Annotated in this window: 13 protein-coding genes and 1 pseudogene; 6 read left to right on the forward strand and 8 right to left on the reverse strand. The window is 63.3% G+C overall.

The window, feature by feature from the left end:
* Positions 1 to 63: 63 nt before the first annotated feature.
* Together ACZYR5_RS17295 and ACZYR5_RS17300 are read left to right on the forward strand one after the other, a co-directional pair.
* Positions 64 to 1,365 carry a serine/threonine transporter gene (locus ACZYR5_RS17295; protein WP_489090309.1) on the forward strand — a complete coding sequence of 434 codons (1,302 nt, stop codon included), beginning with the start codon at positions 64 to 66 and terminating at the stop codon, positions 1,363 to 1,365.
* Positions 1,366 to 1,548: 183 nt separating this feature from the next.
* Positions 1,549 to 1,866, forward strand: coding sequence for a DUF3509 domain-containing protein (locus ACZYR5_RS17300; protein ID WP_489090310.1), 318 nt, complete (start codon positions 1,549 to 1,551; stop codon positions 1,864 to 1,866).
* Here the strand turns inward: ACZYR5_RS17300 and ACZYR5_RS17305 are convergent.
* Entirely contained in the window at positions 1,863 to 2,363 is a 501-nt protein-coding gene (locus ACZYR5_RS17305) for a phosphate-starvation-inducible protein PsiE (RefSeq protein WP_489090311.1), read from the reverse strand. The two genes, ACZYR5_RS17300 and ACZYR5_RS17305, sit on opposite strands and share 4 nt — an antisense overlap.
* Positions 2,364 to 2,632: 269 nt before the next feature.
* Between ACZYR5_RS17305 and ACZYR5_RS17310 the strand changes: the two are divergent.
* A pseudogene (locus ACZYR5_RS17310) lies at positions 2,633 to 2,896 on the forward strand (YebG family protein); the annotation flags it as partial.
* Positions 2,897 to 3,054: 158 nt separating this feature from the next.
* Here the strand turns inward: ACZYR5_RS17310 and ACZYR5_RS17315 are convergent.
* Positions 3,055 to 4,074, reverse strand: coding sequence for a Glu/Leu/Phe/Val dehydrogenase family protein (locus ACZYR5_RS17315; protein WP_489090312.1), 1,020 nt, complete (start codon positions 4,072 to 4,074; stop codon positions 3,055 to 3,057).
* A gap of 331 nt (positions 4,075 to 4,405) precedes the next feature.
* Here ACZYR5_RS17315 and ACZYR5_RS17320 point away from each other — a divergent pair, with 331 nt between their 5' ends.
* On the forward strand, positions 4,406 to 5,209 hold the full coding sequence (locus ACZYR5_RS17320; protein ID WP_489090313.1) for a SirB1 family protein: 804 nt from the start codon (positions 4,406 to 4,408) through the stop codon (positions 5,207 to 5,209).
* Positions 5,210 to 5,212: 3 nt separating this feature from the next.
* Here ACZYR5_RS17320 and maiA read toward each other — a convergent pair whose 3' ends face one another.
* The 3 genes from maiA to hmgA are packed head-to-tail and all read right to left on the reverse strand — an operon-like array spanning position 5,213 to position 8,473.
* A complete protein-coding gene (gene maiA / locus ACZYR5_RS17325; protein ID WP_489090314.1) occupies positions 5,213 to 5,848 on the reverse strand; it encodes a maleylacetoacetate isomerase in 636 nt (211 codons plus the stop codon).
* 12 nt (positions 5,849 to 5,860) lie between these two features.
* A complete protein-coding gene (gene fahA / locus ACZYR5_RS17330) occupies positions 5,861 to 7,165 on the reverse strand; it encodes a fumarylacetoacetase (protein WP_489090315.1) in 1,305 nt (434 codons plus the stop codon).
* Positions 7,166 to 7,168: 3 nt separating this feature from the next.
* On the reverse strand, positions 7,169 to 8,473 hold the full coding sequence (hmgA, locus tag ACZYR5_RS17335; protein ID WP_489090316.1) for a homogentisate 1,2-dioxygenase: 1,305 nt from the start codon (positions 8,471 to 8,473) through the stop codon (positions 7,169 to 7,171).
* A 165-nt stretch (positions 8,474 to 8,638) separates the two neighbouring features.
* Here hmgA and ACZYR5_RS17340 point away from each other — a divergent pair, with 165 nt between their 5' ends.
* On the forward strand, positions 8,639 to 9,445 hold the full coding sequence (locus ACZYR5_RS17340; protein WP_489090317.1) for an IclR family transcriptional regulator: 807 nt from the start codon (positions 8,639 to 8,641) through the stop codon (positions 9,443 to 9,445).
* A gap of 2 nt (positions 9,446 to 9,447) precedes the next feature.
* On the opposite strand, the gene ACZYR5_RS17345 is transcribed toward ACZYR5_RS17340, so the two are convergent.
* The 3 genes from ACZYR5_RS17345 to ACZYR5_RS17355 all read right to left on the reverse strand — a co-directional run bounded on the left by ACZYR5_RS17345 (position 9,448) and on the right by ACZYR5_RS17355 (position 15,489).
* Positions 9,448 to 11,985 (reverse strand): LuxR C-terminal-related transcriptional regulator, encoded by a 2,538-nt coding sequence (locus tag ACZYR5_RS17345; RefSeq protein ID WP_489090318.1) that lies wholly within the window; start codon positions 11,983 to 11,985, stop codon positions 9,448 to 9,450.
* Between the two features lie 320 nt (positions 11,986 to 12,305).
* On the reverse strand, positions 12,306 to 13,673 hold the full coding sequence (locus tag ACZYR5_RS17350; protein ID WP_489090319.1) for a DUF1329 domain-containing protein: 1,368 nt from the start codon (positions 13,671 to 13,673) through the stop codon (positions 12,306 to 12,308).
* A gap of 22 nt (positions 13,674 to 13,695) precedes the next feature.
* On the reverse strand, positions 13,696 to 15,489 hold the full coding sequence (locus ACZYR5_RS17355; RefSeq protein WP_489090320.1) for a DUF1302 domain-containing protein: 1,794 nt from the start codon (positions 15,487 to 15,489) through the stop codon (positions 13,696 to 13,698).
* Between the two features lie 82 nt (positions 15,490 to 15,571).
* Here ACZYR5_RS17355 and ACZYR5_RS17360 point away from each other — a divergent pair, with 82 nt between their 5' ends.
* Positions 15,572 to 15,790 carry a hypothetical protein gene (locus tag ACZYR5_RS17360; protein WP_489090321.1) on the forward strand — a complete coding sequence of 73 codons (219 nt, stop codon included), beginning with the start codon at positions 15,572 to 15,574 and terminating at the stop codon, positions 15,788 to 15,790.
* Positions 15,791 to 15,993 lie beyond the last annotated feature (203 nt).

Genomic DNA, 15,993 nt, shown 5'->3' on the forward strand with positions numbered 1-15,993 from the left:
TGAGCCAGCCCAACCAACCCGCCCCACGTGAGCCCGAGCAACAATAATAACGAGGCCTTTACGATGACCGATGTACGTACACCTGCTGCCGAAAACCCTGCTGTAGACCTATCCCGCACCACCGACACCAGCCACAAGGGCTGGAGCAAGCACGACACCACCTGGATGCTCGGCCTGTATGGCACAGCGATCGGTGCCGGCACCCTGTTCCTGCCGATCAACGCCGGCGTCGGCGGCTTCTGGCCGTTGCTGATCCTGGCGCTGCTGGCCTTCCCGATGACCTTCTTCGCCCACCGCGGCCTGACCCGCTTCGTGCTGTCCGGCCGTTCCGGCGACATCACCGAAGTGGTGGAAGAACACTTTGGCGTCGGAGCCGGCAAACTGATCACCCTGCTGTACTTCTTCGCGATCTTCCCGATCCTGCTGGTCTACAGCGTGGCGCTGACCAACACCCTCGGCAACTTCATGGAGCACCAGTTGCACATCACCCCGCCGCCGCGCGCGGTACTGTCGCTGGCGCTGATCCTCGGGCTGATGGCCATCGTGCGTTGCGGCCAGGGCGTGATCGTCAAGGCCATGAGCGTGCTGGTCTACCCCTTCGTCGCGGCCTTGCTGCTGCTGGCGCTGAGCCTGATCCCCAACTGGAACGGCGCCTTCTTCGCCTCCGCCAGTGAGGGCATGGCCATGCCGGTGTTCCTCAAGACCCTGTGGCTGGCGATCCCGGTGATGGTCTTCTCGTTCAACCACTCGCCGATCATCTCGGCCTTTGCGGTCGATCAGAAACAACGCTACGGCGCCCAGGCCGAGGCGAAGAGCAGCGGCATCCTCGCGGTCGCGCACGGCATGATGGTCGTGACGGTGATGTTCTTCTGCTTCAGTTGCGTGCTGGCACTGTCGCCTGCTGACCTGGCAGCCGCCAAGGCGCAGAACATCTCGATCCTGTCGTACCTGGCCAACCACTTCCAGACCCCGGTCATTGCCTACGCCGCGCCGCTGATTGCGCTGGTGGCGATCACCAAGTCGTTCCTGGGCCACTACATCGGCGCCAGCGAAGGCTTCCAGGGCCTGATCGTGAAAAGCCTGCGCGGCCGTGGCCGGGTGGTGTCCAATCGCTGGCTGAACCGGGCCACGGCGCTGTTCATGATTCTCAGCTGCTGGGCCGTGGCGACGTTCAACCCGAGCATCCTGGGGATGATCGAAACCCTCGGTGGGCCGGTCATCGCGTGCCTGTTGTTCCTGATGCCGATGTACGCCATTCGACGCGTGCCCTCTCTGCGCCAGTACTCGGGCCAGGCGTCCAACGTCTTTGTCGTGTTGGTCGGGCTGATCGCACTGTCTGCGATCATCTATTCGGTGATGCCCTGAAATAGCCCAGTAAAGCACCCGCCGCAGGCGCATCCACGCCTGCGCCTGCGGTAGGTGCCTGGCCGGCATGCCCTTTGCTTTGTCCTACAGGCAGCCCACCAGCCGCCGACGGTCTGGAAAAGCGAACCAATCCCGGCCACGGCCGGTCAATGCATGCACGAGCCAATCAAGCGGTGACGCATCATGGACAATCCTTTCCAACTGATTACCGACGCCTTCGCCGAGGACTATCAGATCAACCTGAGCATCCAGGGCCTCGATGGCGGCATCATGCTGACCCTGTCCAACGCCGGCCGGGTGGTTGCCAAGCGCATGATCAGCGCCCAGCAACGCAATGATCCGCAGCGCCTCAAGCGCCTGGTACAGAGCATTCAATTCGGCATTGCCATCGAACAGGGCCACAGCGCGGTGGCCATTCTCGAAGCCATGACCGACAGCGCCAGGCACGCGTTGCCGCCGCCCGCCCGCAAGCGTCCGGCGGCTCTTTCGGCGCGGCATTAAAGCTCGCCTTTCTCGACTTCCGGATGCTCCGCCGAGCCCGCGCCAACCTTGCGCTGCGGGTTTTCGATCTTCACTGAAGGGAACTGCGACGAGGCATAACGCACCACCAGGATCGCGAATGCCAGCAACAGGATCCCGCCGCACAGGTAGATGATCCCCAGGTCCGGCGGATTGTGGTGCGACACGTTGGAAATCAGCAGGCGCGTCAGCGCGGTGATCGCCACGTAGATCAGGAAGCGCACCGGCATGTGGTTGGTCTTGAAGTAAATCCCGACCATCGCCCCCAGTTCCAGATAGATGAACAACAGCAGGATGTCGTCGATCTTGATGTGGCCCTTCTCGAGCATGCCGAGAAACTCCATCACCGCCGCCCAGGCAGTGACGGCGCCGATGGCGAACAGGGCCAGGTAGTGGAAGGATTCGACGAACAGGTTGCCCAGGGACTCGGCCAACTCATGCACGTTCTGGCGAAGACGCTCTGCCCAATGGATTTTCACGGTGATTCTTCCTTAGGTCGCTTCGACCGAATAATGCGGGTTGGACGTGACGGTTGATCTGCATGCAGAAAAAAGGCCAGCGATCATCGATTGAGATGATGGCCGGCGTCGATGAGGCACGTTGCCACTGCCGGACAGCTGACAAACCCCGAAACCGGTCTAGATTAAAAAGCGACTACCCAAAGCGACGAGATTCGCTTATCCTTTTTGCTGTATATAAATACAGTGGTCGCAAAAGACAACTATTGTGAAGGCATATGAGGTGGTAAATGGCCGTCGAAGTGGTATACCGCAGCAGCCGAGATCTGGAGCGCTTGTTCATGGATAAAGCCGAAGCTGACCGTCATGACAAGATGCTCGAACTGGCCGAGTTGCTGGCCGAAGTGCTGCAAAAAGCGGTGCCGTCGCTGACCGAGCAGCAAGTGGAAGAAGCCGGGATCTACATGGCGAAGAATCGCGATGTGTTCGCCAAGGCCTTCAAGAGCCAGCCGGACGCCCTGTCCGAACTGCTCACTGCACCGGCGCCGGTGGAACCCGCGGTCGAAGTGGCGGAACCGGCAACTGAAGACGAGCCTGCCGAACCGGTCAAGGCCAGCAAGCCGACCAAGACGGTCAAGGCTGCGAAGTAGACGACAGCTGAATTGAAAAGGCCCTGGCTCACCGAATCAGGGCCTTTTTCATGATGCGGTGCTCAGCGGTACAGCAAGCGCTCCGCCAGCTCATCGGCCACCCGCGCCGGGGAGCGTTTTTCCGCCTGGGCGTGGGCGAAGACCTCGGTCAGGCGCGAGCCGATCTTCGACAGGTGCCCGGTGATGGTCGACAACGCCTCGCCACGATGCTTGAGCACCACGTAGATCAGGCCACCGGAATTGATCACGTAATCGGGGGCATAAAGGATCCCGCGCCCTTCCAATTGGTCAGCCACGCCGAGGCTGGTCAGTTGGTTGTTGGCCGAACCGGCCACCGCCGCACAGCGCAATTGCGCCACGCTGTGGCTGTTGAGCACGCCGCCCAGGCCGCAGGGCGCGAGGATGTCGCAGGGCGTACTGAGCAGGGCTTCGTTGGCAATCGGGTGCGCACCCAACTGCTCCATCGCCAGTTGCACCTTGCCCGGATCGATATCACTGACCAACAGTTCCGCACCCGCCGCGTGCAGCTGCTCGGCCAGGGCAAAGCCGACGTTGCCCAAGCCCTGGATCGCCACCCGCAAGCCTTCGAGATTGTCGCTGCCCAGCCGCGCCATCGCCGTGGCGCGGATGCCGGTGAACACGCCCATGGCCGAATGCGGCGAGGGATCGCCCGAAGCAGTGGTGCTGGTGACGTGCTGGGTGTGCTGGGCGATGCAGTCCATGTCGGCCACCGAAGTGCCGCTGTCGATCGCCGTGATGTAGCGACCGTCGAGTTGCTCGACACAACGGCCGAAGGCTTCGAACAATGCACTGCGACTTTCGACATGGGCCGGGCGCACGATCACCGCCACCCCGCCGCCCTGGGGCAAGCCGGCCAAGGCCGCCTTGTAGCTCATGCCTTGCGCCAGGCGCACGGCATCGGTCACGGCGCTTTCATCGTCGGGATAGGCAAGGTAACGACAACCGCCAAGAGCAGGTCCCAGGCGGCTGCAATGAATGGCAATCACAGCCTTCAACCCGGTGGCCGGGTCGACGCTCAAGTGCAGCGATTCAAGGCGAGTGCTTTGCATGAGAGCGAACATCGTAAGGCTCCCGAATCACTTCCAGTAGTCGCCAGTATAGGCGTGCGGCCAGAAATTGCTGGAGCGCACCGGAATAAGCAAAGGCCGGCGCCGAGGCTTTGCGACATATCTTCAACGGTGCCGCGTGCGGCACTGGACGAACGTGCGCGGCGGGGCTAAAACGAGGCATTCACCTGTAGGAGCGAGCTTGGTCCGGGCGGCGATCCGACGAGAAACGTTAACGATAACGCTGACATTCTGAATGAACGCGGTGTCCTGAAGTTTTTCGCGAGCAGGCTCGCTCCTACAAAAGCGCTCGCTGGACAACATTGGGCATTCACCGGAGATTTCGATGAAACCGCGCCAAGCCTTTTTCGCCTGCCTGCAACGCTCGCCACCGGCACTCTTCGAAGCCGCGCTGTGGATTGGGGCCGAGCACGATGCCGAGGTCAAGCCAGAGGTACTGCTGGCGCAATTCAAGGAGGTCGAGCAGCGGGTCAGCAGCGGCCTGCCGATGTTGCCGGTCAGCGAATTGGGCCAGCCGTTGCTGCGCCGCCTCAACGACCTGGGTTATCAACAGGACGATGCGTCGCCGCTGCGGCCCCAGGCGGCGCTGCTGAACAAGGTACTGGAGCGCCGACGCGGGCAGCCGCTGACCTTGGGCCTGATTGCCCTGGAGCTGGCTCGGCGGCTGGAGATTCCCATGCTCGGGGTGAATTTCCCCGGGCACTTCCTGCTGCGCGTGCCGGGCGCCGACCACCTGCTCGATCCCTGCGGCGGTCGACGACTGTATCCCGGTGATTGCCGTGAGTTGCTGCATCGCCAATATGGCGCGCAGATGCAGCTCAGTGCCGAGCACCTGTCAAGCAGCGAGCCCGTGCAGATACTCCAGCGCCTGTCACGCAACCTGCGCCAGTTGCACCTGGCCAACGACGACTGCATGGGCGCCCTGATCGATGCTGAACGGGTCCTCGAACTGGGCAATGCCAGCGCCAGCGATTATCTCGCCCGCGCCAGCCTTTATCAGCGGCTGGAGTGCCCCAATGCCGAACGCTTCGACCTGGAGCATGCCCTGCTGCTCAGCGACGACCCGATCCAGCGCATTCGCCTGACCGAACGCCTGGGCCATCTGCCGCCCAACTCGATCGTCCACTGAGGTTTACGGCGTGTCCGGCTGATTGCCCGGATGCGCCTTGACGAACGCCGGATGCGTCGCCGCCAACGCCGCCACCCGACGAATCCGCGGATAAGCCTGCAGGTAGATGTTGAACCGCTCGGCCGCATACAGCTGCGGGATCAGGTACACGTCCGCCAGCCCGGGCGCGCTGCCGAAGCAGTAGCCCTGCTCGCCAATCAACTGCTCGACCGCCGCCAGCCCCTGGCTGATCCAGTGCCCGATCCACTGCACCACCTGGACTTCGTCATGACCCAGCTGGCGCAATTGGTTGAGCACGCTGACGTTGTGCAGCGGATGAATGTCGCAGCCGATCAACGCCGCCACGGCCCGTTCATGGGCACGCTGGGCGAGGTCCTCGGCGAGCAGCGGCACCTGTGGATAACGTTCTTCCAGGTACTCGATGATCGCCGGCGACTGAATCAGCAACTCGCCGTCGTCGGTGCGCAGGGCCGGCACCCGGCCTTGTGGATTGATCTGCAGGTACGCCGGCTGACGGTGTTCGCCGCCGGCCGGAGCAATCAGATTGACTGGCAGTGCCTGGTACTCCAGGCCCTTGAGTGCCAGGGCAATCCGCACCCGAAACGACGAGGTCGAGCGGTAGTAGGTAAAGAGTTCCATGCCCCTGCCCCCTTAGCGTGCCGGCAGGATCTTGCCACGGCATTCGCCGAAGCCGATGGAGGCGAACCCCTCGCGGCTGCAACGGGCGCGCAGGATGATTTCATCGCCATCTTCAAGGAACTTGCGCACTTCACCGGACGCCAGTTCGATCGGCTTTTTCCCGCCTTCGGTGATTTCCAGCAGGCTGCCGAACTGACCGCTCTCTGGGCCGGACAAGGTGCCCGAACCGAACAGGTCGCCGGCCTGCAACTGGCAGCCGTTGACGCTGTGGTGCGCGACCATCTGCGCCACGGTCCAGTACATGTGTTGGGTGTTGCTCAGAGTCAGGCGGTGGGCCGGCAGGTTCTGCTCGCGCATGGTTTCGGTGAGCAGCAGCACTTCCAGCTCGATGTCGAAGGCGCCGGCGGCCTGGTCACGCGTGTCCAGCAGGTACGGCAGTGGCTGCGGATCACCTTCTGGACGCGGCGGTTGGGCACGGCGGAACGGCTCCAGGGCTTCGGCGGTAACGACCCAGGGCGAAATGCTGGTGATGAAGCTTTTCGACAGGAACGGCCCCAGCGGCTGGTATTCCCAGGCCTGAATGTCACGCGCCGACCAGTCGTTGAGCAGGCAATAGCCGGCAATGTGCTCGGCCGCGTCGCCGATGGCGATCGAATCGCCCATGGCATTGCCCTGGCCGATCCAGATGCCCAGTTCCAGTTCGTAGTCCAGGCGTGCGCAGGGGCCGAAGCTTGGCTCGGTCTGGCCGGCCGGCAGGGTCTGGCCTTTCGGGCGACGCACGTCGGTGCCCGACGGGCGAATGGTCGAGGCGCGGCCGTGGTAGCCGATCGGTACATATTTGTAGTTCGGCAACAGCGGGTTGTCCGGACGGAACAGTTTGCCGACGTTCTGCGCGTGCTCGATGCCGACGTAGAAGTCGGTGTAGTCGTTGATGCGGGCCGGCAGGTGCATCTGGCAATCGGCAGCCAGCGGCAGCAGTTTCGCGCCCAGGGCTTCGAGCTTGCCGTGCAGGCTGCTGCCTTCGGCCAACAGTTCCAGCAGGCGCTCGCGCAGGGCCACGCGGGCACCGCGGCCGAGTTCGAAGAAGGCATTCAGCTGGCCGCCACGGGTGGCTTCCACCGCAGTGCGTGCCGCGCCTTCAAACAGGCCGGCCGCCAGCGCCGCCTCGAGATCAAAGATGTGCTCGCCAATCGCCACGCCGCTGCGCGGCGCCGAACCCTGGGTGCTGAACACGCCCAGCGGCAGGTTCTGCAGAGGGAAATCGGCGTGGCCGTTGGCGGAGGCAACCCAGCTACGAGTGGGGGTGATCTGGGTCATGGGTTATCTCCGATTCGGGTTGAAAGTGGCGGGCAGCGATGCCCAGCAAGCGTCATAGGTTTTTTGCAACTGAGGGCAGTCCAGGGCGAACCGCGTCGGGCGCAACACCTGGCTGGTCTCGAACATGAAGGCCATGGTGTTATCGATCTTGTGCGGCGCCAGCTCGGCATTGATCGCCTTGGTGCAGGTCTCGCCATCCGGGCCATGGGCGCTCATGCAACTGTGCAGCGAGGCGCCGCCGGGCAGGAAGCCTTCGGCCTTGGCGTCGTATTCGCCACGGATCAGGCCCATGAATTCATTCATCAGGTTGCGGTGGAACCACGGTGGACGGAAGGTGTTCTCGGCCACCATCCAGCGCGGTGGGAAGATCACGAAGTCGAGGTTGGCCAGGCCATGTACGCTGGTCGGCGAGGTCAGCACGGTGAAGATCGATGGATCCGGGTGATCGAAGCTGACGGTGCCGATGGTGTTGAAGCGGCGCAGGTCATATTTGTACGGCACGTTGTTGCCGTGCCAGGCGACCACGTTCAGCGGCGAATGGTCCAGCTCGCAGGCCCACAACTCACCGAGGAACTTCTGTACCAGGGTGGTCGGTTGCTGCAGGTTTTCGTAGTGCGCGACTGGCGTCAGGAAGTCCCGTGGATTGGCCAGGCCGTTGCTGCCAATCGGTCCCAGGTCCGGCAGGCGCAGGGGCGCGCCGTGGTTTTCCGCAAGGTAGCCACGGGCCTGCGGGTCGAGCAGTTCGATGCGGAATTTCAAGCCTCGGGGCAGCACGGCGATTTCCAGCGGCTCCAGCTCCAGCACCCCCAGTTCAGTGGCGATCCGCAGGCGCCCCAGTTGCGGCACCAGCAGCCACTCGCCATCGGCGTTGAAGAACACCCGCTCCATGGAGCGGTTGGCGGCGTAGTGATAAATGCTGATCCCGGACGGTTTCTCCGAACCCGAATTGGCCGCCATGCTCACCAGGCCATCGATGAAATCGGTCGGCTCGGCAGGGATATCCAACGGGTTCCAGCGCAGGCGATTGGGCGTGACTTCGCCCAGCGGACCACCGGCCAACTGCCGCTCAAGCTTGACGAACGCCGGGTGATTGGCCGACGGCTGGATGCGGTACATCCAGGTGCGCCGCGCTTCGCTGCGGACCATGGTAAAGGCGGTGCCGGAGAACAGCTCGGTGTACAGGCCGTACGGGGCTTTCTGCGGCGAGTTCTGGCCGACCGGCAGTGCACCGGGCAAGGCCTCGCTGCTGAATTCATTGCCGAAGCCTGACTGATAGGCCAGCGCTGGCGTCGTTGAATCGGGGTTCATGGAGCCTCCTGAACAGGGAGAGGGCCGTGGCCTTCGCGCCCATTGATCAGGGTTTCGGCACGTCCCGGTTATTTTTGTCGTAATTCAATTACGCATAACGTAATTTGATTGGTATTGACCGTCAAGCTATAAAGACGCCCATTCATCTGCAGACATGACCGAACCATGGAAAAGCCGCGCCCTACCGCCGACAGCACCGGCAAACAGAAAGTCCGCTCGGCCGAGGTCGGCACCGACATCCTCAAGGCGCTGGCCGAACTGTCGCCCTCGACCTCGCTGTCGCGCCTGGCCGAGCATGTGCAGATGCCCGCGAGCAAGGTCCACCGCTACCTGCAGGCGCTGATTGCCAGCGGCTTTGCCGAACAGAACGCGGCGACCAACCACTATGGCCTCGGTCGCGAGGCGCTGCGCGTGGGCCTGGCGGCGCTGAACAGTATGGACGTGCTGAAAGTCGCCACCCTGCCCCTCTCGGAGTTGCGCGACGAACTGAATGAAACCTGCTTCCTTGCGGTCTGGGGCAACCAGGGCGCTACCGTGGTGCACATCGAACCGGCGGTGCGCGCCGTGACGGTGGTCACTCAGTTGGGCTCGGTGCTGCCGCTGCTCAGCTCATCCACCGGGCTGGTGTTCGGCGCCTACTTGCCGCACCGCGAAACCGACGAACTGCGGGAACAGGAAGTCGCGGCTTCAGCGCCCCATCCCCTGGCCAGTGAATCGGCCTACGCGAGCCTGTGCGAACAGATCCGCGAGCGCGGCCTGCATCATGTGCACGGCCTGCTGATGCCCGGTGTGGATGCACTCTCGGCGCCAGTGTTCAACGCCGTCGGCCAGATCGCCGCGGTGCTGACCATCGTCGGCCCGGCCTCGCTGTTTCACGCCGACGAAAATGGCCCGGCAGCCCGGCGCCTGCTGGCGGCGGCCCGGGCAGTAAGCTGGCGCATGGGCCACGACGGCATCGCCAGCCAGGGCTGATCTCAGGCAAAGAACCCCAGCGCCTTGGCCTTGGCCACGGCCTGGGTCCTGCGCTCGACCGCCAACTTGCCGTTGATGCGCCGGGCGTGGGTCTTGACCGTATGCAGGGAAATGAACAGGCGCTCGGCGATCTGCAGGTTGGAGTTGCCCTGGGCGATCAGTTGCAGCACCGCCATCTCGCGCTGGCTCAGGGGGTTGTCTCCGCGACCTGGCGCTGGCGCCTGCTCCACCACCGCAAACAACGTCGGCAATTGCCGCTGCAAGGCGATCAGCGGTTGCTGCAGATGACAGCGTTCGGCCAGTTGCCGGGCCTCCTGCAACGCTTGCCGTGCCTCAAGTGGACGTTCCAGGCGCCATGTCACCTGCGCGATGATGAGCAGCAACTCCACCTCCAGCCCGAGCATTGCCGATTGCCGCGCTTCGTGCAGCTGCGCCTGAAGCTGGGCCAGGGGCTGCGTCGCCTGCTTGAGCTGAACCTCGGCCAGCACCAGCAGGTAGCGCAGACGCGGGATCAGTTCGAGGGTCGCCGGCGGCGCCTGTCGAGCCTGTGGCCCATGGAAATGCCGCAGCACGCGGGTCAGCGCCTCGTGGGCCAACTCCGCTCGCCCTTGCCGCAGCCAGAAGTCGCTGCTGACTTGTAGCAGGACCCCACGGTACACCGTGTCGGGAATCTGCCGGCGCTGCATCATGCGCTCGGCGTCACGCAGGTAGACAAAGGCCTGGGCGAAATCGTCGCGGTTGGCCGCGATCTGCGCCAGCCCCAGGTAACCGTACAGCACGCGCTTGTCATGACTGCGCAGACACGCCTGCAGCCCGGTCTCGAAGAACTCGCTGGCTTCCTCGTCCCGGCCCAGAGTCAAGGCCAGTCGACCGCGGCGCAGGGCGATCCGCCCCAGCAAAGGTGTGGCTGAACGGGCCTGTTGGGACAGCAACTGCTGGATTCCCTCCAGCAGATTTTGCGCCCGATGAGGCGCGCCACGCTGCTCGAGAATTTGCGCGTGATCGAGCTCCAGCAGGCCTTCGAACAACAACGCCCCCTGGGCCCGCGCGAGGCACAACGCGTCGCGGTTCAAGCCCTGGGCTACGTCGAGCTCGCCGCGCAGCAGGGCTTGTTGGGTCAGCCCCGACAGGCACAGCAAGCGGGCGGCCCAGGCCTGGACTGGCAACGCTTGCAGCGCCTCGACGAAGTGCTCGCGCGCCGGCGCCATCCGCCCTTGCAGGTGCAGCAGCCAGCCCTGTTGCGCCTGCCAGCGGGCGACCAGTTCGCGCTGGCTATCCGCCGTGGGTTGCGGGGCAAACCGGGCCATGTGCTCGATGCACGTTGCCGCCTCTTCAAAGCGTCCGGCGAACAACAAGGCGGCGGTGACCAGGCCGATCAGGTGGGCGCTGCACAGCAACAGGTCAGCACCCTGCTGCTCATACAAACGCAACAGCAGGACGGCGTTGCGCTGCTGGAACAACTGCTCGAAACCGAAATGCTGCAGCAGACTGATCGCCATCTCGAACGCTTCGGCCTGCAATGCCTGGTCGAACGCGGCCTGCCAATCCTGCTGCGCGACGAACCACTGGCAGGCCTGCCGATGCCAGGAACGACCAGCGTCCCAGCCATCGTCGCGAACCAGTTGCGCCACGGGCGGGAACACTTGCAGCCAGTCATCGGAGCTGCCCCAGGGTTCGATGAAACACCCCTGCTCCTGCAGGGCGCGCAACCATTGCCCGCCCTCGCCCGCGCCGAACAGATGCTCGCACAGGCCCAGGTTGAAGCGAGGCAAGTGCGCCAGAACACGCCAGGCCTGTGCCAGTTCCGGCGACAGGCCGCTGAACAGTTCGTGATGCAGGTAGTCGAGCAGGATCGCCGAGCGACCACTCTTCAGTTCGTCGCAGCTGCGCCCATTGCTGTCCTGCACGGCCACCCTGACGCACGCGCACCAACCTGCGCTGCGCTGATAAATCCGCTCGCAGGCGTTGGCACACAGTTGATGGGGCAGTTGCGCGATCAACTGCTGGATCTCGCCCCGGTTGAAGGCCAGTTCGCTCGTCACCGCTTCGTGCAGATCGTCGTCGAGCAACAGGCGTGGCCAATTGCAGTGCGGTCGCCGCCGGCCGGACAGCCACCAGGTCAGCGCCGGGCTGCTGGCGTTCAACAGGCGATCGAGCAAGGCATCCAGCTCGGGCGCAGGAGCACGGCAATAATCGTCGATAAACAGCCAGGCCGGGGTCGCCAACTGCGCCAGGCCGGCCAGCAGCTGCGACTCGTCCTGCGCCTCCAGCCCCAGCGTCCGGGCCAGGGCATGACACAGTTGAGCCGGGCTTTGCGCCACCCCATGCAGCGCCAGCCAATGCACCGTGCAGCCTGCCGGCGCTTGCGCCAGGCATTCGGCGAACAGCGCGCTTTTGCCGCTGCCCGCCGGCGCACAGAGCAATTTCACCCGCGCCGGCGAGCTCAGCAACGGCTGCGCCAGGCGCGCGCGATTGACATGCAGGGCCGACAAACGCGGCACCGCTCCCGGGCGATCCAGACACAGCGTCATGGCAGTCATTGCAACGGGCCTTTTTATAATTGTGCAGCCACCCTAGTCCTCTGCCGTGGCCTTGTTGAGAAAGATTCAGCAGGCTGATCGAGTGCCATAAAAAATGGCGACCGCTGGGTCGCCATTTGTCCTGACTGCCTTGTGGGAACTGGGCCATACAAAAAACTATGAAGCTGACGCGCTCAACGAACTGTAGGAGCTAGCCTGCTAGCGATGGCGGCGGCCCATTTAATATCTTCTTTGAATCGGCAGGCCAATCGCTAGCAGGCTAGCTCCCACAGTTCAGCAGTTCACATCTCCTGCATGATCATCTGCGCCTGGAGTTGGGTTCAGCGAACCCCCTCCGCCCGCAGCGCTGCCGGAGTGTAGTCCGCAGCCCTGGCCTCGAAACCAAAGATGAAGCTGTGCTTCTCTTCGTTTTTCATCCCCAGGGCGATGTAGCGGCCGGCGATGATGTCGTACAGCGCTTCGAGGGTGTAGGCCTGGGTCTGGTGGTCGTAGTAGTACTGCGAGTGCCCTTCGGCGACGCGCCACAGTTGCCCGCGCCCGTCGTAGTGATCGGCCAGCGCCACTTGCCAGCTGTCTTCATCGATGTACATGTGGCGCTTGGCGTAGATGTGCCGTTCGCTCGGCTTGACCGTTCCCACCACTTCCCAGACCCGGTGCAGCTCATAGCGGGTCAGGTCCTGGTTGATGTGCCCGGCCTTGACCACATCGTCGTACTTCAGGCTCGGCGAATCGAGCTTGTAGCTGTTGTACGGGATGTACATTTCCTTCTTGCCGATCAGCTTCCAGTCATAGCGATCCGGTGCACCGGAAAACATGTCGAAGTTGTCCGAGGTACGCAGGCCGTCGGCCGCGGTACCCGGCCCGTCGTAGGCCACTTGCGGCGCACGGCGCACCCGGCGCTGGCCGGCGTTGTAGATCCAGGCCAGGCGCGGTTCCTTGACCTGGTCGAGGGTTTCATGGACCAGCAGCACGTTACCGGCCAGCCGAGCCGGAGCGGTCACCGACTGCTTGAAGAAGGTCAGCACGTTGGCGGCTTTGTCCGGATCCAGGTCCTTGATCAACTGCGGTACGGCGATTTCTTCTTCGAAGCGGATCGGCGTGTAGGCGCCGTTGGTCTGCGGGGTCACCTGGGTGATGATGCGCTTGAGGTTGCCACCGTGATAACGGGTGATGTGGTTCCACAACACCTCGACGCCGTTCTTCGGAATCGGGAAGGCGTAGTAGCGATTGCCGGTGAAGTTGGCCAGGCCGTTACCGTCGTTGATGCTGGTCACGTTCAGCGCGCTGCGCTTGGCCGACTCGTAGATTTCCGGCGGCACGGCGACGCTGCGGTGGGTGGGATAGACCGGGATTTTGTAGGTCTCGGGGTAGCGCTTGAACATTGCCACCTGGCCTTCGGAGAGCTTGTCCTTGTATTGGCTGACGTTGGCCGCGGTGATGGTGAACAGCGGCTTCTCGCTGGCGAACGGATCGGCGAGGAAGCCCTTGCTGTCCACCGCACCGGCATTTTTCGGCAGGCCACCGGTCCAGGCCGGAATCGAGCCATCGGCGTTGCCGGCCTTTTCCGCACCCAGCGGGGTCAGGCTGGTGCCGAGCTTGTTGGCTTCTTCCGGCGACACTGCCGCCATCACGTTGGCCGCCAGCAGGGTCAAGGCCAGGGCACCGCATTGCAGAATCATCTTGCGCATAAGGTCATCCTTTTCAGCCAGATCAGAAGTTCACGCCGAAGCTCAGGGCCAGGAAATCGCGGTCTTCAAGGGTGTTGTAGTCGCCACCGAAAAAGTCGGTGTAGCTGAGGCTCGCGGTGTAGGTGTTGCGGTAGTCGGCATCGACACCGACGCTGACCGCCTTGGCGCCTTCGTTGAACAAACCGTTGGGGCCGTAACCAGCGACGTCGTGGGACCAGGACAGGTTGGGCTTGAGATTGATCCCGCCAATCACGTTGGCGTAATCGAGGATCGCCCGCGCGCGGTAGCCCCAGGAGGTGGAGGTGACGAAGCCGCCGGTATCGCCGGCAAAACCGTACTGGCCGTAGACCGAGTCACGCCCATAACGCAGTTTGCTGCGCGACTCCAGGCCGCCGACCCGCACCACCCCCGCCTCGCCCACCAGGGTCAGGCGCTGGGCACCCATGACCTGGTCGAAAAAGTGCGTCAGGGTGCTCTGCACCTGGGTCACTTCCTTGCGCCGATAACCCTTGTTGTCCGCGCCCGGCGTGGTGCTGATCGGCGACAAGGCGCCGCCGGCGATCGGGTTGAGCAGGGCCAGGGTCAGGTCATTGGTGCTGACTTGCACCGGAGCGTTGGGCCGGTAGCTGATCTCGCCAGTCCAGGCGGTGCCGGTGGGCAAGGTGGTGGAGAAGCTGGCGCCGTACAGGCGAATGTCTTCCGGGTAATCGAGGTAGTACTGGCCGCGACCGAGCATCACGCTCTGGGCCAGGGCCGAGCCGGTGCCCGGTGCGATTGCGTTGGCCGTGCCGACGATGCCAGGCAACGCCGAGAGCGTCGACAGCCCGGCGGTGACCGTGCCTACCGTGGGCGTGCGGCTGTGATAATTCATGAAATACAGGCCGTACTCGGTGTCATCGCCGAGCCAGCGCAGGGCTGTGCCCCACTGCCCGGAATCCCGCGCATCGCGATCGCCACCACGGGGCACTACCACACCTTCGGAGGTCACTTCGAAGCCCTGGCCAAAGGCTGCGGCAATCGGCTGCAGTGGCCGGATCGCCGGGCTGGCCACCGTGTAGTTGTTGACGCAGCCGTCGGCGACCACGTCGTTGCCGAAGAAAGTCCCGCAGTTATCCACAACCGTCTGGTCCCACTCCAGTTGATAGAAGCCCTCGACGGTCAGGCGGTCGGTCAGGCTCTGGGTGGCGAACAGCATGTTGACCGGAATCAGGCCTTCCTTGATTTCGGCACCTGGACGGCGAAACGCGGAGACGTCGATCGGGTTGATGCTGTTGATCGAGTTGCCGATGAAGGTACTTTCGCCCCAGCTGACCACTTGCTTGCCGGCGCGTACGGTGCCTGGCAGGTCGGCAATGGAGTAGTTGTGATAGACGAAGGCGTCGAGGATCTGTCCACCGGAAGATTTCGCACCTTCCTTGCGGTTGTGGTCGCTGATGTCCTTGAACGGCCGGCTCTCGTCCTTGAGTTCGAAGTCGTACCAGTATTTACCGCGGACAAACACACCGCTGTCGCCGTACTTCAGTTGCAGGTCATGAATGCCCTTGAAGATCTTCGAGAAGGTTTCGCCCTTGCTGAAGTTCAGCCGGCCATCGTCACCGGTCGACGACTGCCCGGAACCGCCATTGACCGTGCCCACCAGTGCATCGTCGGCATCGCGCATGCCCCAGCTCGCGCCGATCGACAGCGAGGAATCGAACGTGCCCTCGATTTCCCCCAGATTGAAATCGACCGCCTGCGCCTGGGCACAGCAGCCCAAGGCCACCGCCGCGGCGAGCGCGTGCGGCGTGAAGATGGCGCGCATTGTTGTTTTTGTCATGCGTCTTCCCCGGTGAGTGACTGAAGGCCCCACCCTACTGCCGCCCATCAGGGTCGATAAGCGCACCAAGGAGGTATTCGCGGTGTCGCTCCAAAGAGTGAATGGCCGCAGCTGGCGGGGCTTTGCGCCGGGCATGGATGGGCTGGATGAAGGGGCATCAATCAAAGCGATGATCCGCCCGACTGTTGCCGATGACGTAACAGTGCATGTCGCGAATCGCTATTTTTCCTTTGGCAAGAAGGACTTATTCTCTGTTCGTGGTCGCGGCAAGTTGCCTCGCCAGCCGATTTCGATGGGTTGAACGCCGATTGTTCAACTCGTCTCCCGCTGTTCACTGACGTTGATTTGTAGCTCCTTGATCCAACGTCTTACTTTGGCCGCTGCCTGTGCAGCGGCCTTTTTTATGGGAAAAAATGTATGGCGCAGCGCACTGGCGCTGTCCTACAAAACATCAAGAAAGCCACCACTCATCACGCGTATCGACACTGCTACCTTGCCGTTAGT

This window comes from Pseudomonas sp. F007 (assembly GCF_057814275.1).

What these genes read in the sequence shown, in the direction of transcription:
- ACZYR5_RS17295 (WP_489090309.1), top strand. Translation starts at nt 64, where the DNA reads ATGACCGATGTACGTACACCTGCTGCCGAAAACCCTGCTGTAGACCTA.
- ACZYR5_RS17300 (WP_489090310.1), top strand. Translation starts at nt 1,549, where the DNA reads ATGGACAATCCTTTCCAACTGATTACCGACGCCTTCGCCGAGGACTAT.
- ACZYR5_RS17315 (WP_489090312.1), bottom strand. Translation starts at nt 4,074, where the DNA reads ATGTTCGCTCTCATGCAAAGCACTCGCCTTGAATCGCTGCACTTGAGC.
- ACZYR5_RS17320 (WP_489090313.1), top strand. Translation starts at nt 4,406, where the DNA reads ATGAAACCGCGCCAAGCCTTTTTCGCCTGCCTGCAACGCTCGCCACCG.
- maiA (WP_489090314.1), bottom strand. Translation starts at nt 5,848, where the DNA reads ATGGAACTCTTTACCTACTACCGCTCGACCTCGTCGTTTCGGGTGCGG.
- fahA (WP_489090315.1), bottom strand. Translation starts at nt 7,165, where the DNA reads ATGACCCAGATCACCCCCACTCGTAGCTGGGTTGCCTCCGCCAACGGC.
- hmgA (WP_489090316.1), bottom strand. Translation starts at nt 8,473, where the DNA reads ATGAACCCCGATTCAACGACGCCAGCGCTGGCCTATCAGTCAGGCTTC.
- ACZYR5_RS17340 (WP_489090317.1), top strand. Translation starts at nt 8,639, where the DNA reads ATGGAAAAGCCGCGCCCTACCGCCGACAGCACCGGCAAACAGAAAGTC.
- ACZYR5_RS17345 (WP_489090318.1), bottom strand. Translation starts at nt 11,985, where the DNA reads ATGACTGCCATGACGCTGTGTCTGGATCGCCCGGGAGCGGTGCCGCGT.
- ACZYR5_RS17350 (WP_489090319.1), bottom strand. Translation starts at nt 13,673, where the DNA reads ATGCGCAAGATGATTCTGCAATGCGGTGCCCTGGCCTTGACCCTGCTG.
- ACZYR5_RS17355 (WP_489090320.1), bottom strand. Translation starts at nt 15,489, where the DNA reads ATGACAAAAACAACAATGCGCGCCATCTTCACGCCGCACGCGCTCGCC.